At 35.6% G+C, this 26605-nt stretch carries 25 protein-coding genes and 1 tRNA gene; 6 read left to right on the top strand and 20 right to left on the bottom strand.

Annotated elements, in window-relative coordinates; all coding sequences use genetic code 11:
• Window positions 1-75: 75 nt before the first annotated feature.
• On the bottom strand, window positions 76-537 hold the full coding sequence (greA, locus tag H3T43_RS04255; protein WP_034978035.1) for a transcription elongation factor GreA: 462 nt from the start codon (window positions 535-537) through the stop codon (window positions 76-78).
• A gap of 208 nt (window positions 538-745) precedes the next feature.
• Here greA and H3T43_RS04250 point away from each other — a divergent pair, with 208 nt between their 5' ends.
• The 3 genes from H3T43_RS04250 (at window position 746) to H3T43_RS04240 (ending at window position 3735) form a co-directional block, all read left to right on the top strand.
• Complete coding sequence (locus H3T43_RS04250; RefSeq protein ID WP_198212875.1) at window positions 746-1168, top strand: Hsp20/alpha crystallin family protein; 423 nt, start codon at window positions 746-748, stop codon at window positions 1166-1168.
• A 546-nt stretch (window positions 1169-1714) separates the two neighbouring features.
• The gene (locus H3T43_RS04245; RefSeq protein WP_187154256.1) at window positions 1715-2326 is read left to right on the top strand and encodes a PH domain-containing protein; all 612 of its coding nucleotides are present in this window, start codon (window positions 1715-1717) and stop codon (window positions 2324-2326) included.
• A gap of 92 nt (window positions 2327-2418) precedes the next feature.
• On the top strand, window positions 2419-3735 hold the full coding sequence (locus H3T43_RS04240; protein ID WP_198212873.1) for a C1 family peptidase: 1317 nt from the start codon (window positions 2419-2421) through the stop codon (window positions 3733-3735).
• A gap of 73 nt (window positions 3736-3808) precedes the next feature.
• On the opposite strand, the gene H3T43_RS04235 is transcribed toward H3T43_RS04240, so the two are convergent.
• From H3T43_RS04235 to H3T43_RS04210, 6 genes are all read right to left on the bottom strand, one after another.
• On the bottom strand, window positions 3809-4747 hold the full coding sequence (locus H3T43_RS04235; RefSeq protein ID WP_198212871.1) for a nucleoside hydrolase: 939 nt from the start codon (window positions 4745-4747) through the stop codon (window positions 3809-3811).
• Window positions 4748-4756: 9 nt separating this feature from the next.
• Window positions 4757-5713 (bottom strand): ABC transporter permease, encoded by a 957-nt coding sequence (locus H3T43_RS04230; RefSeq protein WP_198212869.1) that lies wholly within the window; start codon window positions 5711-5713, stop codon window positions 4757-4759.
• Window positions 5710-6858, bottom strand: coding sequence for an ABC transporter permease (locus H3T43_RS04225; protein ID WP_198212867.1), 1149 nt, complete (start codon window positions 6856-6858; stop codon window positions 5710-5712). The genes H3T43_RS04230 and H3T43_RS04225 overlap by 4 nt, the downstream gene beginning before the upstream one ends.
• The gene (locus H3T43_RS04220) at window positions 6851-8386 is read right to left on the bottom strand and encodes an ABC transporter ATP-binding protein (RefSeq protein ID WP_305067081.1); all 1536 of its coding nucleotides are present in this window, start codon (window positions 8384-8386) and stop codon (window positions 6851-6853) included. Before H3T43_RS04220 ends, H3T43_RS04225 begins: the two co-directional genes overlap by 8 nt.
• Window positions 8387-8460: 74 nt before the next feature.
• On the bottom strand, window positions 8461-9531 hold the full coding sequence (locus tag H3T43_RS04215) for a BMP family protein (RefSeq protein ID WP_045928587.1): 1071 nt from the start codon (window positions 9529-9531) through the stop codon (window positions 8461-8463).
• A 120-nt stretch (window positions 9532-9651) separates the two neighbouring features.
• Window positions 9652-10743: a BMP family protein gene (locus tag H3T43_RS04210; RefSeq protein WP_198212865.1), complete on the bottom strand. Its 1092-nt coding sequence runs from the start codon at window positions 10741-10743 to the stop codon at window positions 9652-9654.
• 294 nt (window positions 10744-11037) lie between these two features.
• Here H3T43_RS04210 and H3T43_RS04205 point away from each other — a divergent pair, with 294 nt between their 5' ends.
• Window positions 11038-11568: a methylated-DNA--[protein]-cysteine S-methyltransferase gene (locus H3T43_RS04205; RefSeq protein WP_198212863.1), complete on the top strand. Its 531-nt coding sequence runs from the start codon at window positions 11038-11040 to the stop codon at window positions 11566-11568.
• A 60-nt stretch (window positions 11569-11628) separates the two neighbouring features.
• On the opposite strand, the gene H3T43_RS04200 is transcribed toward H3T43_RS04205, so the two are convergent.
• From H3T43_RS04200 to H3T43_RS04145, 13 genes are all read right to left on the bottom strand, one after another.
• Window positions 11629-12282, bottom strand: coding sequence for an HD domain-containing protein (locus H3T43_RS04200; protein ID WP_198212861.1), 654 nt, complete (start codon window positions 12280-12282; stop codon window positions 11629-11631).
• Window positions 12283-12602: 320 nt separating this feature from the next.
• Complete coding sequence (locus tag H3T43_RS09530) at window positions 12603-12725, bottom strand: hypothetical protein (RefSeq protein WP_255534815.1); 123 nt, start codon at window positions 12723-12725, stop codon at window positions 12603-12605.
• A 77-nt stretch (window positions 12726-12802) separates the two neighbouring features.
• Complete coding sequence (locus H3T43_RS04195) at window positions 12803-13369, bottom strand: hypothetical protein (protein ID WP_198212859.1); 567 nt, start codon at window positions 13367-13369, stop codon at window positions 12803-12805.
• A 185-nt stretch (window positions 13370-13554) separates the two neighbouring features.
• Window positions 13555-13627: transfer RNA gene (locus H3T43_RS04190), tRNA-Thr, on the bottom strand.
• A 63-nt stretch (window positions 13628-13690) separates the two neighbouring features.
• Window positions 13691-14029, bottom strand: a complete 339-nt coding sequence (locus H3T43_RS04185) for a heavy metal-binding domain-containing protein (protein WP_187153962.1) — start codon at window positions 14027-14029, stop codon at window positions 13691-13693.
• A 73-nt stretch (window positions 14030-14102) separates the two neighbouring features.
• Window positions 14103-14498, bottom strand: a complete 396-nt coding sequence (locus tag H3T43_RS04180; protein WP_198212857.1) for an NUDIX domain-containing protein — start codon at window positions 14496-14498, stop codon at window positions 14103-14105.
• A 112-nt stretch (window positions 14499-14610) separates the two neighbouring features.
• Entirely contained in the window at window positions 14611-15876 is a 1266-nt protein-coding gene (tyrS, locus tag H3T43_RS04175) for a tyrosine--tRNA ligase (RefSeq protein ID WP_198212855.1), read from the bottom strand.
• A 269-nt stretch (window positions 15877-16145) separates the two neighbouring features.
• Window positions 16146-19127, bottom strand: coding sequence for an alkaline phosphatase family protein (locus H3T43_RS04170; RefSeq protein ID WP_198213194.1), 2982 nt, complete (start codon window positions 19125-19127; stop codon window positions 16146-16148).
• A gap of 26 nt (window positions 19128-19153) precedes the next feature.
• On the bottom strand, window positions 19154-19774 hold the full coding sequence (locus H3T43_RS04165) for a glycerol-3-phosphate acyltransferase (RefSeq protein WP_198213192.1): 621 nt from the start codon (window positions 19772-19774) through the stop codon (window positions 19154-19156).
• The gene (locus H3T43_RS04160; protein ID WP_198212854.1) at window positions 19774-20895 is read right to left on the bottom strand and encodes an LCP family protein; all 1122 of its coding nucleotides are present in this window, start codon (window positions 20893-20895) and stop codon (window positions 19774-19776) included. The genes H3T43_RS04165 and H3T43_RS04160 overlap by 1 nt, the downstream gene beginning before the upstream one ends.
• Window positions 20896-20997: 102 nt before the next feature.
• Entirely contained in the window at window positions 20998-21564 is a 567-nt protein-coding gene (locus H3T43_RS04155; RefSeq protein ID WP_198212852.1) for an aldose epimerase, read from the bottom strand.
• A 344-nt stretch (window positions 21565-21908) separates the two neighbouring features.
• On the bottom strand, window positions 21909-22196 hold the full coding sequence (locus H3T43_RS04150; protein WP_187153967.1) for a type II toxin-antitoxin system HicB family antitoxin: 288 nt from the start codon (window positions 22194-22196) through the stop codon (window positions 21909-21911).
• Window positions 22197-22347: 151 nt separating this feature from the next.
• Window positions 22348-23781: an MFS transporter gene (locus H3T43_RS04145; RefSeq protein ID WP_198212849.1), complete on the bottom strand. Its 1434-nt coding sequence runs from the start codon at window positions 23779-23781 to the stop codon at window positions 22348-22350.
• Window positions 23782-24445: 664 nt separating this feature from the next.
• Between H3T43_RS04145 and hflX the strand changes: the two genes are divergently transcribed.
• The gene (hflX, locus tag H3T43_RS04140) at window positions 24446-25726 is read left to right on the top strand and encodes a GTPase HflX (RefSeq protein WP_198212847.1); all 1281 of its coding nucleotides are present in this window, start codon (window positions 24446-24448) and stop codon (window positions 25724-25726) included.
• A 98-nt stretch (window positions 25727-25824) separates the two neighbouring features.
• Window positions 25825-26605, top strand: a 781-nt coding sequence (locus H3T43_RS04135; RefSeq protein ID WP_198212845.1) for an IS3 family transposase, incomplete at its 3' end; no start/stop codon positions are given.

The following is a 26605-nucleotide window of genomic DNA, read 5'->3' as shown; positions in this document are numbered from 1 at the left end:
TTTCACTTCCTATTGCAAACTCATGTTCGCTAAAATAAATTATACAAACACCAGTTCGAATAATCAAGTGAAAAATTATTCAATTGCTTCAATCGTTACCTGATATTCCCCTGCCGGAGCCTCTACTTTAACAGTTTTGCCAACTTTCTTTTTCATGATAGCCTGACCTAATGGCGAGTCGAAAGCTATTTTACCAGCGCTGATATCTGCCTCCATTCGTCCAACAACTTGGTAAATCTCAGTTTCTGCATCATCATCAAATTTTAATGTGACCGTTTTGCCCAGATCTACCTTGCCGTCAGCTGTTTTTTCAATAATTTCTGCATATTTCAACTGCTTTTCCAAATAGCGCAAACGACTCTGAAGGTGTCCTAAGTCACGTTTTGCCTCTGTATATTCAGTATTTTCAGACAAGTCACCCAAAGAGCGTGCTTCCTGCAAAATTTTAATTCTTCTAGGTCTATCCTTTTTCAAATCAGCAATCTCATCTTTAATTTTTTGATAGCCTTGAGGCGTCATTTTTTGATAATAAACCAAAATATTCTCTCCTAATTTTTTCTTTTCAATATTATCCACAAGCTATAATTACTGTTATGGAGGCTTTAGTTTTTATAAATTAGCACTCTAAAAATAATAGTGCTAAATATTTCCTTTTTATGAATCTGCATACTATAATAATAATTGTAAGGAAGAAATGAAAGTCTTCTGTTACAAATATATAAATTTTGAAAGGAAGTTTTTTACTATGGCAAATGATATGATGAATCGGCACAATGATTTATTCGATGCGATGAACGATTGGTTTGATCTTCCAAGGAAATTTTTCAATGATAACGAAGTAGCAAAATTAATGCAATCAGATGTTGTTGAAAACGACAAAGAATATGTAATCAAAGTTGACATGCCTGGAATGGACAAGGATAAAATTCACCTAAATTACAATAATGGTATTTTAAGTGTATCAGGTTCAAGAAAGTCATTTAAAGATATGTCCAAGGATAACAGCATTATTCACCGTGAAAGAAGTGAAGGTCACATTTCACGCAGCTTCAGATTACCAAACGTAGTTGCAAGTGATATTCATGCCAAATACGATAACGGTGTATTGACAATTACCCTGCCAAAGCAACAAGCTGGCGCAAGCGATAACTCAATCCAAATTGACTAATTGTCTTCAAATTATCAAAGTATATTAACTCACTGAAATAACAGAAAGTCTATTTAAACTTGTCTGAACCGTTTTTAAAATAAAACATGTCAGAAGCACCAAAATAAGCTATCCAGATCAAAGTCTGGATAGCTTATTTTGTTTCCAGTTGCTTTTTAGATTTTTCTTTAGCAGCAGATTAAGTAATAAAGTTTTGAGACTATATTTCGTTTAAAATTTCAGGATTATTAACAGAACCTATCATTTTAAATATTATTTTTACATTTCCATCTATAGGTTCTTTTATATAGTATTTAAAATTCGCAAAGACAATTGATATCTATTTGCAATAGTTTTAATCTAATAATATCAGTAAAATTTAATATTTAAAATTTTGCACCTTTGTTATTGTTAATACTAGGACTGCTAAAGTTTAGGCTTAACTCTTTCTTCTACTCTTTTTCCAATTTCAAGATTATTAGTCATTAATCTCAAATAATAGCTGACCAGTCCACCACAGCCAGTGACGTTAAACCTAGGGCAATTTTTCCTTAGGAGGAGTATAAATTGAGCAAAAATAATGACATATACATAGAAAATCGAGCTTCGAGTGCTGCTAAAAAAATAAATAAATTGAACATACCAGATGAAATTAAAAAACAATTAATTGATAAGAAAGTTTTTGATTTTTGGTTTAACAATAAAGAATTAAGAGCCCTGTCAGATAATATTGATATTGCAGGCGGTGAGAGTATCCAGTATGCAGCTAGTGGCAATTACGATAATCATACTGCACTGATAATTTGTACAAACATGCGTGTAATGATAATTAATAAGAACATGTTTATTGGGGGAGATTTTACAGATATACCACTTAATATGATTAATGGTGTATCAATAAAAACGCGACTTTTCTTATCTGACATTCAAATAACTAATGGAGCAACAAATATTTTTCTTAACGATTTAGATAAAACTGCTGCACCAATTTTAGCAGATACTATTAAAAGCATGTCAAAGAATTACCAACAAAGTATTCAAAATGTTCCAGTACAAAATACAACAGATAATACTCAAGATATGATTGCAGAATTAAAGCAATTAAAAGAGTTAGTTGATGAGGGGATATTGACTGAAGAAGAATTTTCGGCTAAAAAGAAACAAGTTTTAGGATTATAAAATCAAAGCGTGGTCAGCTATTGAACTCATTTTTCTTTTAGATTAAAATATAAGGTAATTTAAAAATAGATTAAAAAAGGAGAATATATATTATGGCTCACAAACTAACTGTTCAAGAACTAGAAGAGTTTGCGAAAAACTTTAATGAAAAGCCGCAAAATCAAGTTGTGGCACGAGCTGCTCAAAAAAGCGGTGTTTTTGCAGCATCTTACAATGAACGTGTTCAAGGCGAATTGACTCGGGTATTTTCAACAGAGCTGGATACTGAAAATGTTACTAACCAGCGCCAGTCAGGTCGTTGCTGGGAATTTGCCACCTTAAATATTTTACGACATTATTTTGGCAAAAAATATCACTGCAAGAATTTTACTTTCTCACAAAGTTACAACTTTTTCTGGGACAAAGTTGAACGGGCAAATATTTTTTATGACAATATTTTAGATACTGCTGATGAACCACTTGATTCCCGTACCGTAAAAGCATATTTAGACAGTGCTGGCGGAGACGGAGGTCAATTCCACATGGGTGCCGCTTTAATTGAAAAATACGGTGTTGTGCCTTCCTATGCAATGCCTGAAAGTTTTAATACCAATAACACAGCCGGTTTAGGTAAAGCTTTGGGCGATAAACTGAAAAAAGACGCTCTGGTTTTACGCAAATTAAAGCAAGACGGTAAAGATGATGAAATAGAAAAAGCCCGTAAGAAGTTCTTAAGTGAAATTTACCAAATAACAGCAATTGCAGTTGGAGAACCACCTAAGAAATTTGACTTGGAATACCGTGATGATGACAAGAAATATCATTTGGACAAAGATTTAACTCCACTAGAATTTTTGCATAAATACATGGGCGACGTTGACTTTAATGATTACGTTGTATTGTCTAATGCACCAGATCATGAATATGATAAATTATATGGGCTGCCATTTGAAGATAACGTTGAAGGATCATACCGCATCAAATTCTTGAATGTCCCAATGGAATACTTGGAAACTGCAGCTGTTAACCAATTAAAAGATGGTGAAGCTGTTTGGTTTGGTAATGATGTTGGTGAACAAAGCGATCGTAAAAAGGGATATCTTGACAGCGACTTATATAAACTAAGTGATCTCTTTGGTGTTGACCTCAAGATGTCCAAAGCTGACCGCTTGCGTACCGGTGCTGGCGCTTCAACTCATGCTATGGCTTTTGTTGGTGTTGATGAAGATGGTGGCCATGTGCGTCAATGGAAAGTTGAAAATTCCTGGGGCGAAAAGAACGGCGACAAGGGTTTCTTTTTTATGAACAATGATTGGTTCAATGACTATGTTTATGAAGTTGTTGTCCACAAAAAGTACTTGACACCAGAACAAGTAGCTATTGCTGAGGGTCCAATTACAGACTTACCAGCTTGGGATTCACTAGCTTAAGCGAATTTATAACTAATAGAAAAAGACGAAATTCAAAAACGAATTTCGTCTTTTTTATATTATAAAAAATTATTTACTTTCCACGTAATAATAGCTCATCAAATTTTTTAAAGAATAAATCTTTATTTGCTTTAGTTACCAAAGTAATTTTGCGTCCATTAGGATCATCTTCCATTCGTCCTGCAGCCAATCCCTGTGTAACCACCTTTACCTTGTGCTTTTCAGTGGCCAAAACGACTTCCGGATAAAGAGCACTAATTGTCGTTAATACATCCCAAAAATAAAGTTGCGAGCTTGGAATTGGGGGATTAACCAGCAGACAATAGCCTTGCGCAACCAAGTCTACAGCTGGATGTTCACGCAAACTGGCCCAATGCATTCTTAATTCATCAGTTAATGGTAATTCTTCACTACTTTCAAGACCGATAATTTGCATAGGAATATTTGATTTCAGAACCCTATCAACAGCAAACGGATCCCAAAAGGCATTCCATTCTTGCGTACCATCAACATTAACCTGAACAACATTACCATGACCATCAAGAGAACCGCCCATCCAGTATAACTGTTCAATTTTATCCGCCATTTTGGGATTAGTATCCAGCGCACGAGCCAAATCGGTTAAAGGTCCCGTCATAACTAACGTGACAGGTTGCTTTGCTGCCAAAATTTTTTCAGCCATGTCTAAATGAGCCGGTTTTACTGCCATTTTAGTAATCATTTTCCCAGATTCGTTTAATAACGGCAAATAATTAAATGAATATGCCGCTTTACGCCAGGCTTCGGGAAACTGATTGACAGCTCTTGAATCTGATTTGGCAACTTCTAATTGATCGCCTCTTAAGTTAAACCGGTCTGTCATCTTTCGACACACCTCAACAGCTGGGTCAACGTAACCATCCGCATCAATTGCACCAACACCTAGTAATTTAATCTCTGGTGCTTGCAAGAGTAACAAATATGATACTAAATCATCAATATTACCGTCATGATTAAAATAAATTTCTTTCATTATTCTTTCCTATTTTGACTTAATATAGTTCTGGCCATCTGCTGCTGGAGCAACTGATTTTCCAAAGAACAAAACTAAAACTAAAATGGTAATTACGTAAGGAGCAATCTGCATGTAAACAGCAGGAATGTGACTAAAGAATGGTAGTTGATTGCCAATAATACTGATACTTTGAGCAAAGCCAAAGAAAAGCGAAGCTAGCATTGCACCTAATGGGTTCCATTTACCAAAGATCATGGCTGCTAACGCCATAAAACCTTGTCCAACAATAGTAGAAACTGAAAAATTGCCTGAAATTGCTTCCGCAAAAACTGCTCCGCCAATTCCACCTAAAAAGCCTGATATTAGCACGCCAGCGTAACGCATGCCATAAACATTGATCCCCAAAGTATCTGCTGCTTGAGGATTTTCACCACATGAACGCAGACGTAAGCCAAAACGAGTTTTATACAAAACCCACCATAATAAGATTGATACAATTATTGCCAGCCAGGCAGGTGCAGAAGTGTTTTGAAAGAAAACAGGCCCAATAAAAGGAATATTAGCAAGGCCAGGAAAACTAAAATAACCAAAGCTCTGCGTAATGTTTTCAGTTTGACCTTTATCATATATAGCTTTGACTAAAAACACTCCTAATGGTGGAGCCATAAGATTGAGGACAGTCCCGCTGATGATGTGATCAGCGTGAAAATTAATGGTTGCTACAGCATGGAGCAGTGAAAATAGCAAACCTACAACTCCCCCAACAAGAAGGCCAATCCAAGGAGTTGCTTTACCAAAAGTAGAAGCAAAAGTCAGGTTAAACACAATGGCAGAAAAAGCGCCCATTGTCATTATTCCTTCAAGGCCAATGTTGGTAATGCCTGAATTTTCACTATAAACACCGCCTAAAGCGGTAAAAATTAATGGTGCTGAATAGACAAAAGTCGATGACACAATTAACGCTATAATCGTAACTAAATTCATGAATTTTGTCCTCCCTGGGTCTTTGTGGAACTCACTGTAACGTTATTTGGTTCAGTTTCTTCAGTCGCTGCATCTTTTTGGGTTTCTTTAGCCCTTTTAGTCGTAAACAGTAATCCAATTACATATTGAATAGCAACAAAGAAAATGATAGCAGCAATTACTATTGAAACAATTTCATAAGGAATACCGGCAATGGTTTGCATCCCTAGACCGCCAATTTTTAAAATTGAAAATAATAGTGAAGCCAGTAAAATGCCGACGGCTGTCCCACCACCAAGAAGAGCAACGGACAGACCATTCCAGCCGATATCTAAGCTGGTCGTTTGGGTGAAATAGTTTTGATATGTGCCGAGACCTTGAACAACACCTCCTAGGCCAGCAAATCCACCGGATAATAACATAGAAAGCATGATATTCTTTTTGGCTGACATTCCTGCATAACGACTCGCCGCAGCATTGGTACCAACTGAACGAATTTCAAAACCTGTAGTAGTTTTTCTCATTAAATACCAATATAAAAAAACTGCAACTAAAGCAATAAAAATACCTGCATTAATGCGTGAATCGCCAAACATGGTGCTAAGCCATCCAATTTTTAAGCTGCCATTATCAGCAATTGTTTTAGTAGTATCAGTATCAATACGCAATTTAGATGACATAACTTGTTGCATTAAATATTGACACGAATAAAGCACAATATAGTTAATCATAATGGTTGTTATGACTTCATTAGTCCCAAATTGAGCACGGAGCCAACCAGCAATACCAGCAACAAGTGCGCCAGCCAGAATGCCTGTTATTACTGCCAATGGTAGCAAAATTGCCTTAGGCATATTAGGATTAGCCAAAACCACCCAGATAGAAGATAACCAGCCAGCTTGAGCCTGACCAGGCAAGCCAATATTGAAAAAACCGGCAGTAGAAGCTATAGCAAAACCAATAGCGGTAAAAATCAGTGGGGTAGCTTCACGGATCGTCTCACCTATGCCGTTCATGTTTCCTAACGCACTGGAAAACATTGAAGCATAAGCTTGAAACGGATTGTAACTCCAAACCAGCATGATGATTGCTCCGACTAAAAAGCCTGCCAAAATAGAAATGATTGGCACTAAGATTTTCTTGGTTTTTAGTGTAACTTTAAGCAAGTGCATTACCTTCTTTCTTAACGCCGGTCATTAACAAACCTAATTCTTCATCACTAGTATTTTCTGGCTTGACTTCACCAGAAATTCTACCATCGTGAAGCACAATAATTCTGTCTGACAATTGCATAATTTCATCAAGTTCATAAGATATTAACAAAATTGCTTTGCCCTGAGCTCTCTCATTTAAGAGCTGATTATGAATATATTCAATGGCACCAACGTCAAGGCCACGAGTCGGCTGAAAAGCAATAATTAAATTACTGTCGCGACTCAATTCACGGGCAATAATGACTTTTTGCTGGTTACCTCCAGATAAATCACTTACAGGCATTCTTTCACTTGTAGTTCTGATATCAAATTGTTTAATTAATTTCTTGGCATGTTCATGAATTACATCATAATGCATCACGTTATGGCGAGAAAATGGTTCCTTATAATAAGTTTGTAAAGCCAAATTATCAGAAACTGAAAAAGGCAGGATCAAACCATATTTTTGTCGGTCAGCAGGGATATATGACACGCCCTTTTCGGTTATTTGCCGTACCTTACGATTAGTCATATTTTCACCATCAATCAAAATTTTGCCAGAATCAATATGTTGCAAACCGGTTAAAGCTCTGACAAGTTCATCCTGACCGTTGCCATCAATACCAGCAACTCCCAATATTTCTCCAGCATGCAATTCAAAAGACAAACCTTTAATTACCGCAACATTTTGTTTGTTTTTAACATGTAAGTCTTCAACTTGCAACATTGTGCGTCCAACTTTTTCAGTGGGCTTATTAACCTGCATGTTAACGTGACGTCCCACCATTAATTCTGCCAGACGATTATTATCAACATTAGCGACATCAAAAGTTCCTACGCTTTTACCAGCACGAATCACAGTTACACGATCAGCTGCCCGCTCGATTTCTTCCAGTTTATGTGTAATTAAAATGATTGATTTGCCCTCTTTTGCCAGTTCATGCAGTATTTGAATAAATTCTGTAATCTCCTGGGGGGTCAAAACAGCAGTGGGTTCATCAAAAATCATAACATCTGCTCCACGGTAAAGAACTTTCAAAATTTCCACTCTTTGCTGTTGAGCAACAGTAATCTCACTGACCTTTTTCAGTGGATCAACATTTAAGTTATAACGCTCAGACAAGGCCATTATTTGCTTTTCCGCTTTTTTAAAATCCAGTTTAGGACCCTTGGTAGTTTCATGACCCAAAATGATATTTTCTAAAACAGTAAAGGAATCCATCAACATAAAATGCTGGTGTACCATACCTATACCCAAATCTTTTGCGACAGTTGGATTTTTAATATTAACCTTTTTCTCCCGAACCAAAATTGAACCTGCGGTAGGGGTAATCAAGCCAGATAAAATACTCATTAAAGTTGATTTACCTGCACCATTTTCTCCCAAAAGAGCTAAAATTTCACCTTTCCTTAAAGTCAAATTAATATCATTATTGGCTTTAAAACCGTTAAAATCCTTCACAATATGGCGCATCTCTATTACGTTCGTCATATCTTTCATTTTATGTAAATTTCCTTTTTCTAAAAAAACTCTTTGCATAAATTTACACAAAGAGTTTTAAACGTTAATTTACTTTAATTCTGCGCCACTGTTATTTTTCCGGAAACTACTTGCTGCTTAGCCTTTTGTACTGCAATCCATGCCTTTGGCGCAAGATTGCCTTTAGTAATTGAAACACCATTGCCTTTTAATGAATAAACCAGGTGTTTTCCTCCAGGGAACTTACCTTTGGCTGCATCATCAGCTAAAGATTTGGTTGCAACATTTAGTCCCTTCAATACAGAAGTTAAAGTAAAGTTAGCCTTTTTACCATCCTTTGTTTTGTAGTTTCCCAGGTTTTCCTGATCAACATCAACACCAATTACCCAAACCTTTTTATTTTCCGGCTTAGTTTGATTAAGTGCTTTAGCTTCTTGGAAAACTCCACTACCGGCAGAACCGGCAGCTTGGAAGACTACGTCACAGTTGTCAGCGTACATAGATTGTGCAATTGACTTAGCTTTATCATTTGAAGTAAAGTTTCCGATATATTGCGTGCTGACACTGATCTTTTTATGTTGAGCTTTAGCAGCGTCTTTTACACCTTGTTTGAAACCTGCTTCAAAAGTATCAATGATTGCAGATTTTGCTCCGCCGATAAAACCAACTTTATTAGTTTTAGTTGAATAAGCTGCAGCTACGCCACCCAAATATGATGATTCGTTACTCTTAAAAGTAACAGAAGCTACATTTTTCTGACCAGTTATCACATCGTCAACAATTACAAAATTTTTCTTAGGATTCTTCTTGGCAGCAGCCTTAACTGAATCTTTTAGCATATAGCCAATACCGAATATTGTTTGGTAGCCAGACTTGGCAGCCTGATTAAAATTAGGCGTATAGTCAGTAGCACTGCTAGATTGAAAATACTGGTAGCCTTTGCCTTGTTTAAAGTTATGTTCTTTACCATAATCTTTAAAACCGGCCCAAGCAGCCTGATTAAAGGACTGGTCGTTAATACCGTTGCTATCCGTAATTAACGCAATACTGTCCTTCTTGTTTTGACTGCTTGTTCCCTGCTTTTTTCCCGAGCAAGCATTCAAAAACAAAGTAAATGAAGCCATTAAGATTCCTAATGACAAAAATTTCGTAAATTTCTTACCCATTTATATTACCCTCCACAAAATACGAACTTTTCATAACTAATATTATAATAAAATACGTATTAATTCAAGATAATTATTTTTTTGGTAAGATTTAGATAAAGAAATCGGCTTATCAACGAACTATTTACTTGGGTGAATTGGCACTTTAATATTGCCCTTAATTATTTCACTACGTGCCTGACGTGAATATTCCCAAGCTTTAGCACTTATTTGTCCGCGTTTGATTGAAACGCCATTGGTTTTTAGGCCATAAACCAATTGCTGACCGCCTGGGAATTTACCTTCATAAGCACGGTTAGAAATATCTCGGGTAGCCACATTGACACCAGTAATCACAGAAGTCAAAACGAAGTTATCTTTTTTACCATCTTTAGTTTTATAGTTGCCTAAATGCGATTGATCAGAGTCAACACCAATAGCCCAGACTTTTTTAGCACCTGTTCTAGTTTGATTAATAGATTTAGCTTCTTGGAACAGACCATTGCCTGCTAAACCAGAAGCATGAAAGATAATATCAGCTTTTTTAGCATACATTGACTGAGCAATGGCTTTTTCTTTGTCTGCACTCTTAAAATCACCCACATACTGATTTAGCAGTGTAATTTTTTTATGCAGCTTTTTGGCTTGATCATTAACACCTTTAGTAAAACCGGCATCAAACAAGTCAATAATATTGCCATGAGCACCACCAATGAAACCAATTACGTTGGTCTTTGTTTCCGTTGCTGCTACAACACCTGCTAAGTAAGAAGCTTGCTCACTCTTGAAATTAGCGGAGGCCACATTCTTCTGCCCCTTAATTATTTCGTCAACAATAACGTAGTTCTTTTTAGGATTCTTTTTAGCAGCAGCTTTGACAGCGTCTTTTAAGCTATAGCCAATACCAAAAATTGTCTGATAGCCAGCTTTGCTTGCTTGATCAAAATTGGGTTCAAAATCTGCCGCACTGCCAGATTGAAAATACTGGTAGCCATTACGTCCACGACTAAGATTGTGGTCTTTGCCGTATTCTTTAAAGCCTTGCCAAGCAGACTGATTGAAAGAATTATCATTAACACCAGCAGTATCAGTAATTAGCGCAATGGAGTGCTTAGCACTGCTGCTTGAATTACTACTACCTCCCTGCTTTTTACCTGAGCATGCTGTAAGCGCTAATCCTGCAGCAACTGCCACCGCACTAATGGAAAAGAATTTTCTAAATTTTGACTTCATCTTGTGACCTCCTATTTTTTACACTAATTAACATACCACATCTGGTACCATTGTCAAAAAATCACTACAAGATAAAGTGTTGATCTGATAGCATTTCTATTTTTTCATGAAAACGAAACTAAGCTTTATTCATAACGTTTTGTATACAACAATGAAAAAAGTTGAAATTTTCGTATAGAACTGGTTAAGCTGCTAAATCTTGAGTAAGCTTTAGTGCTAAAAATTGAGATCACTTATTGTTCAGAAATTAACGTATAATACAGTAAAAAAGTTATTTGTTACAGAAGAAATAAAATGAAGCTATATAAAGAATTTTTCGAATCAGAATTAGGAACATTGACTCTTTTGAGTGATGAAAAAAATTTATTAGGATTATGGTTTAACGGGCAAAAATATTTTGGTGCCGACTATGATTTGACTGCTGCCAAAGTTTTTGCAACTAGACCTATTAAACAAGCTCTAAAATGGCTAACGAACTATTTTGCTGGCCAAACTCCTGATCCATTTGCTGTATCAATTAAACCCAATGTGTCTACTTTTAGTCAAAAAGTGCTCAAAGAACTACAAAAAGTACCTTATGGTGAAGTAACCACTTATAAAGAATTATCTAATCGCGTACAAAAAGGACAAAATAAGATAAATTTGGCGCGCGCTGTTGGCAATGCAGTCAAACATAATCCAATTAGTTTAATTATTCCCTGTCACCGTGTAATTGGCAGTGATGGGTCCTTAACTGGTTATGCCGGTGGTCTTGAGCGCAAGAGGGCACTGTTAAAAATGGAAAATCCTCAAATCAAATTTTCCAGTCAGTTAGACTTGCTGTGATTTTTAATGTTCGTGTTTTTAAAAAGAGCAAAATAAAAGCCGCATAAGGCTATATGCAGCTTAAACATTCCATTCAGTCATAAATTCTTTCACATAATCACGCATAAATTCCGTTCTTTTTTGCGCTTCTTTTTTACCTCCAGCAGTATTCATTAAATCAGCCAAATGAAACAGTTTTTCATAAAAATGGTTAATTGTTGTTTCTGTATGTTCACGATATTGATCATGACTTACAAGCTTCTGTGGTTTGATTCTAGGGTCGTATATAACATTGCCATGAGCACCGCCATATGTAAACGCACGGGCGATGCCAATTGCACCCAAACTTTCAATGCGATCAGCATCTTGTACATATTCTCCTGATACTGGCAATTGATAATGATGCTCTATATTAGCGGAAAAAGACATATGTTGCATAGTGAATAAAATATCTTTGACTTCTAGGGAAGTAAAACCAACTTTAGGAAGCAGTTCTTTAATGTTGGCAAGAACTTGATCAGGGTCAGCACAGATTTTTTCATCAATAGTATCGTGTAAATATCCCGCAGTTTCAATAATAGCAACCATGCGGCTATCTTCATGTGCATCAGGATTATCCTGTAAATACATTTTGCTGGCCAGATGAGCTACTCGTTGTCCATGATAAAAATCATGCCCTGTTTTTTCATTTTTCAGCTGCTCTTTAACAAAATCAGTTACTTTAGTTAAATCCAAGTTAATTTCCTTTCTAATTTGTAAAATACTTTTTCATAAAATAAGCAGTTCCAATAATAGCTTGGCTTTTACTTAGGCAATTTAAAGTCCCTTAGGCACCAAAATGCTCAGTTATTTTAATTTTTATGAGTACGACAACAGCTATTACTAGCTTTATTACCCTTTATATTATAAAAAAACAGACTATTAACTTTAGTAATTTATACTACTAGTTTAATAGTCTATCTCTTTTTTTTAATTTGACCAAATTTATTTAATATTGGTCAAAAATGTCTATAAGCATATAGCAGCTAATATAGGCGTTAATTCACTCACATTAACTACATATCTAACTTTTTCCGAGCTGGTTTAAATTTATGACTCTTAGTAATTGTGCCAATGAGATTATATTTAACTGTTGCCTGTTTAAATTGACTCAAATCTTCTGTCTTAATATAACCCACAACTAATTCACCATTTGGCACGTAGTTGTATAGCGGATAATAATTTTTCTAGGTATCAGTGCCGTCAACTCTGAATTTTATTGGCATAGCCCAATCCAGAAACCTTTGTATTTACCACGTGTTTTTCCATCTTCCTTGAAGGTAACAGTACAGGTGGCATCTTCTTTATTACTATAAATGATATTTTCTTCGGTAAATGCGCGACCATATTCATTATCTAATTCTGTGTAACCATTCCAGACATTTGCCAATGAGCCAATATAATCATGGACTGTAGCATGACCTTTTTTAAACTTGTAGCCATAAGGTACATGACAATACTCTGCTGGAATCATGTACTTTGTTTTTCCATCTCTGTTTTCAATATTGCTAATGAAATAACGTTTACCAGCAATTGTTCCGGCACCTACAAAAATATCCCAGTCATCAACTCCTAGGTCAGATTTAGTTCCTGTCCTTTTATGTGATTTAAGATAGCGATACGCCTCAACATTATTGCCAGGAACAAAGCTTGCATACCACTTTCTTGCTTTAATACAATGAGTGCCATGTTTTTTAGAGAGATTCTGTAACTTATTAAAATCCTTTGTCGTTGCAACTGGTAGAGACGATAGCGGTTTGGCAGCAACCGAATGAGAATTCAAGCCAACTAGCGCGTAATTTAGACAACATAAAATTATAAGATTATTGATTTATTTAAACTTATTTAAGACAAAATTTTATACATAAAAGTAGTTTATAAATGTTATCATAGCAACTTTAAAAGCTGCTTTATTTTTACATCATACAGGAAAAAGAAACATAGCCATAATTATCCGCTATAAAACTAAGCCACTTCCCAGATTTGAACTGAGGACCTCCTCCTTACCACGGCGGTGCTCTGCCTCCTGAGCTAAAGTGGCAAATTAACAATAATAAAAAAGCATCCATCTCTTATAGAGCGAATACTTCAAATAATACTATATCTATTCGTTGTCTGCAATAAATCTTACTGCAGTACCATAAGCAACAACAGATTGCATGTCTCCACCAATCGAACCAGAATCAAAGCGCATCATTACGATTGCATCTGCTCCTTCATCTTCAGCACTTTTTCGCAATCTACTCAATGCCTGACTGCGTGAATCTTCAAGCATTTTAGTATAACTGTGAATTTCTCCACCAACCATTGATTTAAGACTAGCTCCAAAATCCTTAACCAAATTTTTAGACTGAGTTGTTAAACCAAACACTTCACCAATAATTTCATATTTTTTACCAGGTATATTTTCGGTAGTTGTTACTAAAATTTCTCTGTGAGCCATTTTTTCTCTCCTATTAACGTATATCAATAAATATCTTCCTAATTTAATAGTATGAATTCACCGCATTTTTTTGTCAAATCAGAGTTACTATTTTAGCAGCTATTTCAGGTGGCATTAAATTAATCTTTGGCAGCTCTTTAGCTGCTATCCATTCTGGTTGATAAACATTATTGCTGCTCGAGCGCCCTTTTTCTTCACCACTGATTTTAGGTGCAGTTATATATGGAATCTCAGTGTAAAAAAATTCTTCATACTCTTTTCCTTCGCATTTAAAAAAATGTATCAGGTCAGCTGACTTTAGGTGAATGGTTAATTCTTCATTTATTTCCCTGATTGCAGTATCTACTGGAGTTTCATCGCTCTCTGCACCACCACCAGGTATTACCCAGTAGTTACGACCATTTTTTAATCTGTGGATTAATAAAACAGCCTTATTTTCTTTATTATAAAGTATTACGCGTGCACGCATTTTTATCCTCCTCTTTAAATACAGAACAGAAATTAAAGTGCTTTTTATTATACACTTTATAATTCACAACTAAAAATAGTCTTTTGCTATCTTTGCAACAGACTGTTTTAGACTAATCTTTAATTGTAACTAAAGTATATTTTCTTTTACCTTTGCGAATAATGACATATTTGCCGTCAAAAGCCTTAGAAGGTTCAACTTCAAAGTCGACTGACTGCTGGCGGTCACCATTCACATAAATTGCTCCGTTGGTAACATCTTCTCGAGCCTGGCGCTTAGAGGGTTCGATTTTGGTGTCAACCAAGAAGTCTACAATATTTTTGCTCTGAGATGTTGATTCGGCTGCAGGTGCACTCTTTAAACCCAGCTTAATCTGCTTAACTGAAAGATTTTTAATATCTCCAGAAAACAAAGCATCTGTAATCATTTCTGCTTCTTTTAAGCCTGCTTCTCCGTGAACGAATTTTGTTACTTCTCTAGCCAAAGTCTTTTGTGCTGTCCGCTTCGAAGGCTCAGTTTTAACTTGTTCTGCCAGATCATCAATTTCTTCATGACTAAGGAAAGTAAAGTACTTCAAGTACTTTACAACGTCACGATCATCCTGATTGATCCAGAATTGGTAAAATTCATAAGGACTGGTCTTTTCCGGATCAAGCCATACCGCACCACCGGCTGATTTTCCAAATTTAGTACCATCGGCTTTTAGCATTAATGGAATAGTCAAACCAAAAGCTTGCCTGTCTGATCCCATCAATTTATGAATCAAATCGATTCCTGCAGTAATGTTGCCCCATTGATCACTACCACCAATTTGCATTTGAACGCCATAATTTTTATTTAACTGGTAGAAATCAATGGCCTGTAAAATCTGGTAAGAAAATTCGGTAAAGGAAATACCATTTTCTAAGCGACTGGCAACAACATCTTTATTGATCATGTTATTAACTTGGAAGTGCTTGCCGTATTCACGCAGGAACTCGATTAAACTCAATTTATCAAGCCACTCTGCGTTGTTAACAATTTGAAAGTTATCAGTTCCAAACAATTTTTCCATTTGATTTGTAAGAGCAAGTTCATTTTCGTGTAATTTTTCTGCACTAAGGAGTACTCTCTCTGATTTACGTCCAGACGGATCACCAATTGTTCCTGTACCTCCACCTATAACAATTACAGGATGATATCCAGCCAGTTGAAATCTTTTTAAAATCATGAAGGGAATAAGATGCCCGATATGCAGTGAATCACCAGTAGGATCAGTTCCGCAATAAAGAGCTAAGTCATCGTGGTCTTGTAAATATTTGGTCAGTCCTGCTTCATCAGTCTGCTGGTTAATCGCTCCCCGCCATTTTAAGTCTGCTAAAATATCAAAGTTTGCCATCTTTTTTCCTCCAATAAAAAATCCCTAGATTCATTTAAGAATCTAGGGACGACTAAATACTTTTTCAGCCGTGGTACCACCCACGTTTGCACTTTAACAACAAGTGCCTTAATACCGGTCTTTAAGGGAACCACCCAACTTGTATTTCGCTACCCTTGACCTGTCTAGCTCACACTAACCGCTAGTTCTCTGAACTCTGAATCAAGGTGCTACTTAAATTTGTTATAAATGATAATACTCATTTTTTCTTAATAAGTCAATACAATTTGTTACTTATAAAAGCCTTTAATCTTTAAACCATATGCTTTACCGGCAGTCATGTCATATTGAATAGCCTCATAATCGTCTAAAACTTCCTGCTGCTTCTTGGTCAAGTATTTCGGTTCTATTACTTGTCCTTGCCTTCCAATTAGCTCGAAGCCTTTATCACCTTTAAAGTTAATAGTAATTGCCGGTAACTTCTTATGAACTTCTGTTAACAGAGCCTGGTAAGGAGTAACTTTCGAATCTGTCTGTTCCAGCATCATTGCAATAAAATCACTTGAGCTGACGAAATTATTAGCTTTACGTGGCAGTCTTGTTTTAGCACCATGTTGACGAGCATACTTATTAGAATAGATGAAGTAGCGCGTTGAGTGCATTTGTACCGGGTATTTAGCAGTATAACTTTGAGAAAGGATACTTGGATAGTGATCGCCGTAAAAGACTAAAGTAATTGGCTTTTTAATTTTATCAATCTGCTTGATAAACTGCTTAACTGCCTTGTCAGTATATTGCGTACCCTTTACGTAGGTAGCCATTTGATCACGTACTGCTGGAGAATTGAATAATTCTCCAGAAATCTTACCCATATATTCGTTATTTGGATACCAATTATTATATGGCATGTGATTTTGAATTGAAATCAAGTTGATAAACTGTCCACCATCGCGGGAATTGATTTCTTTTAGACCATTAGCATAGGTAGTAAAGTCAGAGTTATAACCACTCTTACCCAATTTCTTCTGGTCAATAACCTTATATTTTGAACCAACAAAGATAAATTTATCAAATTTAAACCTATGATAATCTTCTTGTCTTGAGTAATAAGTACCAATAAATGGGTGGACAGCAGATTTGTAATCGAAGTTCATCCCTATTGTTGGGTAAAAATCATAGTTTGGAACCACTTGAACATATGGGGTCAAGGTGGATTTAAACATTCCCATGTTTAAACCAGTTAAAGTTTCCCATTCCATGTTAGCTGTTCCACCACCATAACCAGCACTGAGCATGTTGCCGTATGTTGAACGTGACTTCATTGACTGAATAAACTTAACTGGATTTGGAACATCACGGTCAAGCCTAAATGTAGGGAAAGTGCTTGGATCAACAAAACTTTCACTCAAATTAAAGACAATAGTTTGATCTTTAAGAGTATTTTTGCGTTTCTTATTTATCCTAGCAGCAACTTTTTCATATTTATTATTTAACTGCTTGATACTTGTTTCTGAATATCCCTCAGGCTGATCCATAATTTGCAAATCAATATAATTCAAGAAATTAAGTACAGGACCATTTACCTGAATATCACGTTCGGGATTACGGAACCTTTGTTTATTATCAAAACCGCGATTGATATGATAGATAACTCCGCCGTCATGGTTAAAGCGCAATGGTGTTACAAATAATAATAAGCTTAAAAGTGCCCAAATACCACGTCTCTTCCATGATCCACGCTTTTTAACAGGGAATTTTATCTCTAAGAAAATATCAAGAGCAATAACTACAACGAGTGCAACTAAAATCACAATGACAGTAGTCTTACCGATCATTGGTATTAATGTTTTCCAATTAACAATTTCACTAAGTTCAGTTGGATAAATTGGCTCTCCACGTAAAATCAGCTTAATCTTATTAGCAACAGCCCAGCCAATCGCAATCAAACTGACTAAAATGTTTGAAGTCCAGTATCGTGTAGTTACAAAATAAAAGACGGAGAATAACGCATCAAGAAAGATAGTTGTCAAAATCATGGCAAAGAATTTAGTGCCTAGAAGATAAACTATCGCATTAATTGTAGAAGCTGTACTTATTTGAATTCGTAAGTTATCAGATTCAATTAGGAAAGAACCAAAGCTTAGAATGTAGAACCAGGCCCAAGTAAGCAAATTTACTCTATTAGTAACTATAAACTTGGTAAAGATTGCCCATACTTTTTCACATATCTTAGCTAAATTAGGTTCGTTATCTAAATAATTAATTATTTTTGCAAACGGATTGATTTGAAACAAATAGCGATCAAGTAACTGATACCAAACAATCACAATTAATAGCATAATAACAAGCATAATCAACTTGTTAACTATTGAGGAGTCAGTGAACTGAAATGCTCTCATAAACCTCGGAGAAATGGGTGCATCCATGATCATAATTACTGGGATAAAATAGCGTATTTGCTTTTTATTAAAAGTCATAATAACTTTTTTAAATAATAAGAAAACAGCTACTACCAGTAAAAACATGAACGGAGATGAAGGATTGTTTAAGAACTCCCTGTTCCAGTCACCACCCCCGTTGCCGGAAATAATTTGTGACCAGTAAACAGCATCGAACCCAGAAACACCGATTATCACAATGAAGAAAGAAAGAAAACCGCTAATTAAAGATAGGATGAGCAATTTTTTGCCAATATGGACATTAGCTAAAAACATTCCCCAAGCAAAAAATAAAACCAAGTAAAGACCGTATAGCGAATATTGAAATGACAGGTTGCCAGCACTTAAAGAAAAGCCGAGCAGAGTTAATAAGCTCAACACCAAGAGGTTTTGCTTAATTGTCAACTTATGCAAAAAATCATACAAATGTGGCTGAATCAGCAAGCAGAAAATCAAACCAGAAAACAAAACGGATGTACTGGTAATGATCGGAAACAGCATGCCCCATACACGCCACATGTTAAAGCGGGTAGGAACTATAAAGAAAAATAAAATGTAATAGACAATCAGAGTCACACTGCCTAACAACCAGTATTTCAAACTTTCGCTAATAATTTGTTTTTTCTTACTATAAACAGCACCAAATATCATAGGAACAATCATTAAAGTCGCATTATGCAACATATTTGGCATAAAACGAACAAATGAAAAATGTGCTCTGGCAGCAATTCCTTTCAAGTTGAACATTTGGATCAGCATGAACAGAGATGCTACCAGCAGACAGATTATCTGGATAGCTTTTAAAGATTTTTTATTTTTATTCATATTTCCAATTATTTTCCTCACTAAAAATGATGCTATTAATTATCACGCTTAATACCCAACTTTTTCTTAATTGAGTATAAAACATCAACCTTTTTTCCTTTTCCGGCAAAAAAGTCACGAAGATCATATCTAAATTTATAGACCATAACCAACGTCATAATCAATAATACGATTCCGGCTTCCTTAGTTGTTAAAAATTCATATAAACTGAACAATATTATAAAAATTATTGGTGGAACCGTCAAATTTTGTAAAATTATCAACAGGAAAAAAGCAATTAACAATGTAACTGCAGCTACTGGTGTATCATATAGTGCTGCTACTATAACAGCGACCGTTACACCTTTACCACCATGGAAATGTTCCCAAAAAGGAAAACAGTGGCCTAGCATTAATCCCAAGCCTGCATATAACAAAGCAATACTATCTGAGAAAAAACAGTGTACTATTAAAAGACAAATTAGAGTTTTTAGTATATCGCCAATACAAGTTAATATACCCCATTTTTTCCCAAACACGGCTCCGACATTTGCAGTTCCCGGATTACCTGATCCCACCTTTGTAGGATCTTGATGCAAAGCAAAACGACAAATCAACACGGCAGTGAGTAGACAACCAAACCCATATCCAATAATGATTGACCACAAGCGCATTATCAATAGTCACCTTCTTCCTGGTAACTTTGATCTTGATAATCTTCATATATGTGATATTCTTGGCTATCAGGGTTTTTAAAACTGAAGCCATCAATTTTATTACGCTTATTCTGATAAGTTTCATTATTATTCACAGGCGCTTCGGGTAAACCAAGTTCTGCTCGCAGGTAATCTGATACTCGTTGTAATTCTTTAGTAGATTGCACCTGATAAGAAGAACCATCTATTGTAGCATTGTGTCCATGAAGATAATCATTTTTTACGTTTTTAGTAGAATCACGATAATTGAAGGCAATCTGACGCAATGCATCAAAGGGTAAATTGGTTTTAAGATTTCCAGAAACTGACGATAATACTGAATCCAAGCGAGTTAAAGTATTAATTGAAACTGCCTTTTTTATAATAGTAGTAATCACTTGGCGCTGACGCTTTTGACGACCATAATCACCTTCTGGATCATCATAACGCATACGTGAATATGCCAAAGCACCACCGCCACCCATGTGAGTCAGCTGATTTTTCTTAAAAATATAACCACCATACTCAAAGCTCAGAGTAGGCCTGATATTAATACCGCCAACATAGCGGATGAGACGCATAATGCCCTTCATATTTACCAAAACATAGTACTTAATTGGTACATTTACTAATTTAGACACGCTTGCCATCGACATGGCAGCCCCACCAACAGGATAAGCGGCATTTATTTTTTTAACCTGAAACTGGTCAGCACCGACCATTTGAGCCATAGTGTCTCGTGGAACTGACATTAAGGTGTAGCGTTTCTTTTGGGGATTAACAACGACAATAATAATGGTGTCAGTGTTGCCTATCTTCTCTTTACGGTCAAGTGCTCCAGTATCGCTGCCCATTAACAACACCGCAAATTTTTTCTTACCGTTGAATTCACCTTTTATAATCCGCACGCTGTTTTTAGCGTCATACGCGTCATCAACTGTATCTTTTGTACGAAAATAAATATATGCTGAATACACACAAACAACCGAAGCTAAAAGCGCTATAAGACATGATAACCAAGCTAAAATACGTCTTTTTTTATGGTAATCTTTTGCATGTAATTCAACTCGACTTTTATTCAGATGATTATCATTGTGATCCATAACTTTTTACTTGCCCAAATTTTAATTACAATGATTACATTATAACAAAAAAAACAAACCATTGCTGGTTTGTCTATTTTATCTTATAAAATCATTAATTATTTAGCTCAAGGCTAGGGTTAATCTTAGATCTTCATCACTGTCACTAGCTAGTGTAGCAGCATTATAAGCAGCACTAATCTGATTGCTTTCAGCCGTTAAAGTTAAATTAGGAGAAGCTACAGTTAAATTAGTTTTATCTTTATTTAACACTATTTCGTTAGCATTAGTATTCACTTTCCAGCCTGAAAAAACTGGAATCACGAATTTTACTGAAAACGGCATATCTTTATTAGAATTATTTTTCAGGTAAAATTTAATATCAATTCCACTTCCCTCTAGTGCGTACGTTAATATTCCTTCAAAGTGAAACGGGAACCTTTTATAACTAGATTTGTCATCAATCAAAGCCAAACTAACACGTGAATCTCCCTTGTCTACAACTGTCCATGGCAGGATATCTGCTAGATTTTCCTTCTGCTCGGCTCCTCTAAAAATAACTTCTAATGCTTTTTGCGTAGCAGCATCTTTAAAATAATCAATTTGACTATTTTGGGCAACAAAGTTAACCACCTTAGCTCCCTTTTCAGAAACAGCAACACGCAAAATAGAACTTTCAATTGTTTGCATAATCTACTCCCAAACTTTTTCTCTCTCAAAAATAGCACTCAAATAGTGCTATTGTCAATTTGAGCTCAAAATACAAGATTTTTTGCAATTCTTTCTTTTATTCAATCAAATTATTGCAGAAAAATTATATTTAAATTTTCAAAAAATGATATAGTACCGCGCTTTTCAGATAACATTTTAATCTAAAGATTATTTTAAAGCATTTTTACTAAAAGAAGCTAAATTTATTAGAAAAATTTACTCAGATATATTATAATTAATTTGTTCCCGAGAATTATATAAAAAGTTTTTGGAACAAGTTAATAAAAAGGGCACCCCAAGAAATTGGGATGCTTTTTTATATATTATATTTCGTAATTAATGCGATCACGTGAAGCTTCGGTTAGGTCTGCAGAAACCGGTGCAACAAATGAGCCATCATCTGGCAATTCAATATCACTTACCTTGCTGACCTTGGGCAATACTGCTTTATTATAAAGACGGCTGGCAAGTGTGTCAGCAGCCATTTTCATTGACTCACGCAAGCCTTGCCCTTCAGTTATTCCACCTTTAACATCAGGGAAACTGATTACATATATATCATTTTCCAGTGGTTTAAAAATAGCTGGATACGTCACAACTTTATGGTTCATCCTAAACCTCCTCGTTTTGCTCTTTCCTTCTACCATAATATACCCAAATTGCCAAAAAGAAGAAATAATTATTAAAAAATTATTTTTTAAAACAAAAAAGTGTTGATTTTTATAATCTTTGTACTGAGATCCAACACTTTTTTATATTTTATTATTTATTATTTTTAAATAGTCTCCATCCACTCAATAGAACCGTAATCAAACAAATTACCATTGAAATAATAAAAACTACATGCATACCATAAATAAAAATTTCGGGTTGTTTGGGCAAATAAGCTGTTACTCTCGCCCCTTTTGCTTTGCTCATTGCAGCAAATAATACCGTCGTAGCACTGGATATACCAATGACCATTCCAAGATTTCGAGAAAGTGAATTAATACTGCCTGCAATGCCTAAATCTTTTTGTTCGACCGAGCTCATAACTAAAGAATTATTTGGTGAGCTAAATATGCCACTGCCCAATCCCATAATTGCAATACTAATTATGAATAACCACATAGGTGAGTTCAAGTTGCACAGTGTATAACCAATCTGACTGATTAACAATAGCAATAGGCCAATAAAAGTAATCAATTTTGGACCAATTTTATCAGAAATAGAGCCAGCAACTGGGGCAGCAAATAGTTGAACTACAGGTAGTATCATTAAGATCAAGCCTGTTTTTCCCGGAGACAAGTGACGAGCATTTTCCAAATAAAAAGGAGTAACCACATTAAAGAAAAAGTTAGTAATAAAAATTAATAGTGCACAAAGCAGACTAACTGAAAAATCTGGATTTTTAAATAATTTAAATTGCAATAATGGGTTTACTACATGATTCTCAACGTAAACAAACCAGATAAAACTGACCAGGCCTACTAGCAACATTAATAAAACCGGTAAGGAACCAAACCCTAGCTGTTGCCCTAAAAAAACACCGCCGAACAAAGTAATCATAGCTAAAGCAAAGCTGAAAGAACCGGCCTTATCTAAAGCAGATTTAGTAAAAGTAATGTCCTTAGGCAGGAATATAGCCCCAATTATTGCAGCTATCAGACCGACAGGAACATTTAACCAAAAAATATAAGACCACGAAAGGTGACTTAAAATTAAGCCACCAAGTCCAGGACCGGCAATGGAACCCAGAGCAACAAAAGAGCCGATTGTACCTAATGCCTTCCCCCTTTCAGTAGCCGGAAAAATTTCAGTAATGATTCCATTATTAGTAGCCATGGTCATGGCAGCACCAAAAGCCTGCAGTGCCCTGGCCACTAATAAAAACATTAAATTAATTCTAATTCCTGATAAAAACGAACCGGCAACAAAGAATATGGCTCCTAAGCGAAAAACCTTTATTTTGCCGTATGTGTCACTTAATTTGCCAAAAAATAAAATAAAGCTGCAAACTACAATCAAATAGAGCGAAACTACCCATTCAGATTGACTCATCGGAATATGTAAGTCCTTACTGATCACTGGCAAAGCAATATTAACAATCGTACCGTCTAGGGTTGACATAAATGTAAACAGACCCACAGCAACTAATATCCACCAGCGATTTTTTTGTACCTTTTGATTAGATTGATAGCTTAATGTTTGTGCCATTTTAATATACTCTCCATTTCAAAATTAGTTAGGTACCTTAATAGATTGAATTATACACCTTTTTTTCTATCTGCCAAGTATAAAAGCGACCAATATTTATGTAGTCGCCTTTCCTGATTTGCAGGTGAATATTTAAGTAATCTAAATTTGTAAAAGTAATTTACGAACTTCTTGTAGACTATGAGCACTAAGTAAATGCTTGACATTATTTAGCCTCTTTCTAGATGTAATCGTTTTTAACCAATATTCAAGCACGATGACTGAATAAGCAAAAGTCAAGGTTATCTATTATTTCTGGTGCAATCAGTTAACTAGAGATTTGGGCAACAAAAAAGCGCATTTTTTGAAATGTGCTTTTTTTACTTTTGATGATTTAGCTTTTCTTTAAATATAGACTGCTTATATTTTAACTATTAATCATTATTATTATCAAGATAATTTATATATTACTGGCAAGTCCATCAAAAGCAACAATTTGTAATATCATTATCAAAAGGCTAATTATTTATTTTTTAACTTTACTTCTTCTTTTTGGTAAACAAAGCGATTTGTATTAAAATTAAACTATCATACACGCGAAAGAAGCACGAAACATGAGGATTAATAATTTTTAATTTTTTTGAGAAATACCACTTAATAAATTTATTTACAGAAAGAGAAATAAATGATTGAAAATACTCCACGTAAAACAAAAGCATTTATTGCTGGAGCCAATTTAAATGATCCTAATTTTGACTACTACATGAGTGAACTGGCTAACCTTACAGAAGCTGCAAACATGGAGGTTGTAGGACAAGCTCGACAAAATGAGGAACATATAATAGCTGGCACTTATTTTGGCTTAGGAAAAATCAATGAAATTAAGGATATGGCACACGGTTTAAAAGCAAAGGTTCTAGTACTCAATGATGAATTGACGCCAGTTCAAATTCGGAACTTAGAGAAATTAACTAAATTACGAGTAATTGACCGTACCGAATTAATTTTAGAAATATTTTCAAGTAGAGCACGCACTAAGCAAGCAAAACTGCAGGTTCAACTGGCACGCTTGCAGTATGAATTGCCACGATTGCACCCATCAGAAAATACCTTAGACCAGCAACGCGGTAATGGTAGCTCAACAGGCGGTGGCTTTGCCAACCGTGGTGCTGGTGAATCCAAACTGGAATTGAACCGGCGTACTATTGGTAAACAAATTTCTATTATAAAAAGGGAATTGCAAGCAATTGATAAGCAGGAACAAATCAAAGCCAAAAGGCGTAATCAAAACCATATTCCAAAAGTAGCACTTGTTGGTTATACCAATGCCGGCAAATCAACCACAATGAATGGACTGCTAAAAGAATTTTCTAAACATAGCGATAAACAAGTTTTTGTGAAAAATATGTTATTTGCCACATTAGATACAAACGTACGCAGAATAGACTTAGAAAATAATTTTAGTTTTATTCTTTCAGACACAGTTGGTTTTATTTCTAAATTACCTCATAATTTGATTGAATCTTTTAAAGCTACTTTGCAAGAAGTTAAGGATGCCGACTTATTAATAAACGTTGTTGATGCTTCAAATCCTAACATGATCCAGATGATTCGCACCACACAAAATGTGCTCAATGAAATTGGTGTCAAAAACACTCCAATAATAACTGCCTATAACAAGGCTGACAAGTCGGAACGTAATTATCCCCAAATTGAAGGCAGCGGCATTTTATATTCTGCAGTTGACACTAAATCTATTGAAACCCTCGCTGATTTAATAACAAAACGAATTTTTACCAATTATAAAAAAATCAATTTGTTATTGCCTTTATCCGCAGGAAAGATTTTATCCTATTTACATGAAAATGCCCAAGTATTAACAGAGACATATCAAAATGATGGTGTTCATATTGCTGTGCGGCTCTCACCTAGAGAACAAGCACAATTGGCCAGTTATATTGTCTAGACGAAAATAAACGATAGAAAACTAACACTAATAAAAAAGATTCTCACTTCAATATTGATATGACCCCCAAATTTAGGACAAATTTGGGGGTTATTTTTATGTCTAAATTATCTAAACAAGATAAAGTTGAAATCTATCATCTTTGGCACGATTATCAAATAAGCCCTGCTGAGCTAAGTCAGCGTTATCGGGTTGGCAAGACTAATATTAATTACTTGTTGGCTTTAATTGGCCGTCACGGTCTAGCTGTTTTAGATCAGCCTTTCACTGCTTATACAAGTAATTTTAAGGAGCAGACCCTTAGGCGAATCATAGTTGAACATGAGCCTGCCCGTCGAGTATCTATTGACTTGGGCTTAAAAAGTAGTGGCATGTTGTACAACTGGCTGCGCGAATACCGTAAAAATGGGTATAATATCGTTAACAAGCAGAGAGGACGACCGCCCCATGACCAAAAGAGAGCAGCTGATCAAACAGGAAAACCATCGGCCCAAGCAAGAGAACGAACGCTTACGCCAGCAGAACTTAAAGCTGAAAATCGAGAACGAATTCGTAAAAAAATTGAGCGCTTTAGTCGACCAGCGGACCAAGAACCGCAAGCCGCGGAAATAGCCCAGGCAGTTACCCAACTAAGGCGCGAGCTTAAAGTCAGCGTAACTTTTATTCTTGATGCCATTAATACCAATCCTGACCTGCCCCATCTATCCCGTAGCAATTATTACTACAGTTTAAAGAAGAAGGACAAAGATTGGGATAATCGAGAAATAATGGCTGAAATCAAAGCTGTCTGTGAAGAACACAAGCACCGCTATGGCTATCGCCGTATTACTGCAGAGCTTAGGCGTCGCGGTTTATTAGTCAATCATAAAAAAGTGCAGC

Source organism: Lactobacillus sp. M0396, from assembly GCF_016101625.1.
Classification (GTDB): Bacteria; Bacillota; Bacilli; order Lactobacillales; family Lactobacillaceae; genus Lactobacillus; species Lactobacillus huangpiensis.
Note: the sequence above shows the minus strand (reverse complement) of the source record. Positions and strands in the feature narration are given on the sequence as shown.

What these genes read in the sequence shown, in the direction of transcription:
- H3T43_RS04150 (WP_187153967.1), bottom strand. Translation starts at nt 22,196, where the DNA reads ATGAACCATAAAGTTGTGACGTATCCAGCTATTTTTAAACCACTGGAA.
- H3T43_RS04145 (WP_198212849.1), bottom strand. Translation starts at nt 23,781, where the DNA reads ATGGCACAAACATTAAGCTATCAATCTAATCAAAAGGTACAAAAAAAT.
- H3T43_RS04230 (WP_198212869.1), bottom strand. Translation starts at nt 5,713, where the DNA reads ATGAATTTAGTTACGATTATAGCGTTAATTGTGTCATCGACTTTTGTC.
- H3T43_RS04250 (WP_198212875.1), top strand. Translation starts at nt 746, where the DNA reads ATGGCAAATGATATGATGAATCGGCACAATGATTTATTCGATGCGATG.
- H3T43_RS04220 (WP_305067081.1), bottom strand. Translation starts at nt 8,386, where the DNA reads ATGAAAGATATGACGAACGTAATAGAGATGCGCCATATTGTGAAGGAT.
- H3T43_RS04215 (WP_045928587.1), bottom strand. Translation starts at nt 9,531, where the DNA reads ATGGGTAAGAAATTTACGAAATTTTTGTCATTAGGAATCTTAATGGCT.
- H3T43_RS04160 (WP_198212854.1), bottom strand. Translation starts at nt 20,895, where the DNA reads ATGGATCACAATGATAATCATCTGAATAAAAGTCGAGTTGAATTACAT.
- H3T43_RS04235 (WP_198212871.1), bottom strand. Translation starts at nt 4,747, where the DNA reads ATGAAAGAAATTTATTTTAATCATGACGGTAATATTGATGATTTAGTA.
- H3T43_RS04240 (WP_198212873.1), top strand. Translation starts at nt 2,419, where the DNA reads ATGGCTCACAAACTAACTGTTCAAGAACTAGAAGAGTTTGCGAAAAAC.
- tyrS (WP_198212855.1), bottom strand. Translation starts at nt 15,876, where the DNA reads ATGGCAAACTTTGATATTTTAGCAGACTTAAAATGGCGGGGAGCGATT.
- H3T43_RS04180 (WP_198212857.1), bottom strand. Translation starts at nt 14,498, where the DNA reads ATGCGTGCACGCGTAATACTTTATAATAAAGAAAATAAGGCTGTTTTA.
- H3T43_RS04155 (WP_198212852.1), bottom strand. Translation starts at nt 21,564, where the DNA reads ATGCAAACAATTGAAAGTTCTATTTTGCGTGTTGCTGTTTCTGAAAAG.
- H3T43_RS04205 (WP_198212863.1), top strand. Translation starts at nt 11,038, where the DNA reads ATGAAGCTATATAAAGAATTTTTCGAATCAGAATTAGGAACATTGACT.
- H3T43_RS04185 (WP_187153962.1), bottom strand. Translation starts at nt 14,029, where the DNA reads ATGGCTCACAGAGAAATTTTAGTAACAACTACCGAAAATATACCTGGT.
- hflX (WP_198212847.1), top strand. Translation starts at nt 24,446, where the DNA reads ATGATTGAAAATACTCCACGTAAAACAAAAGCATTTATTGCTGGAGCC.
- H3T43_RS04210 (WP_198212865.1), bottom strand. Translation starts at nt 10,743, where the DNA reads ATGAAGTCAAAATTTAGAAAATTCTTTTCCATTAGTGCGGTGGCAGTT.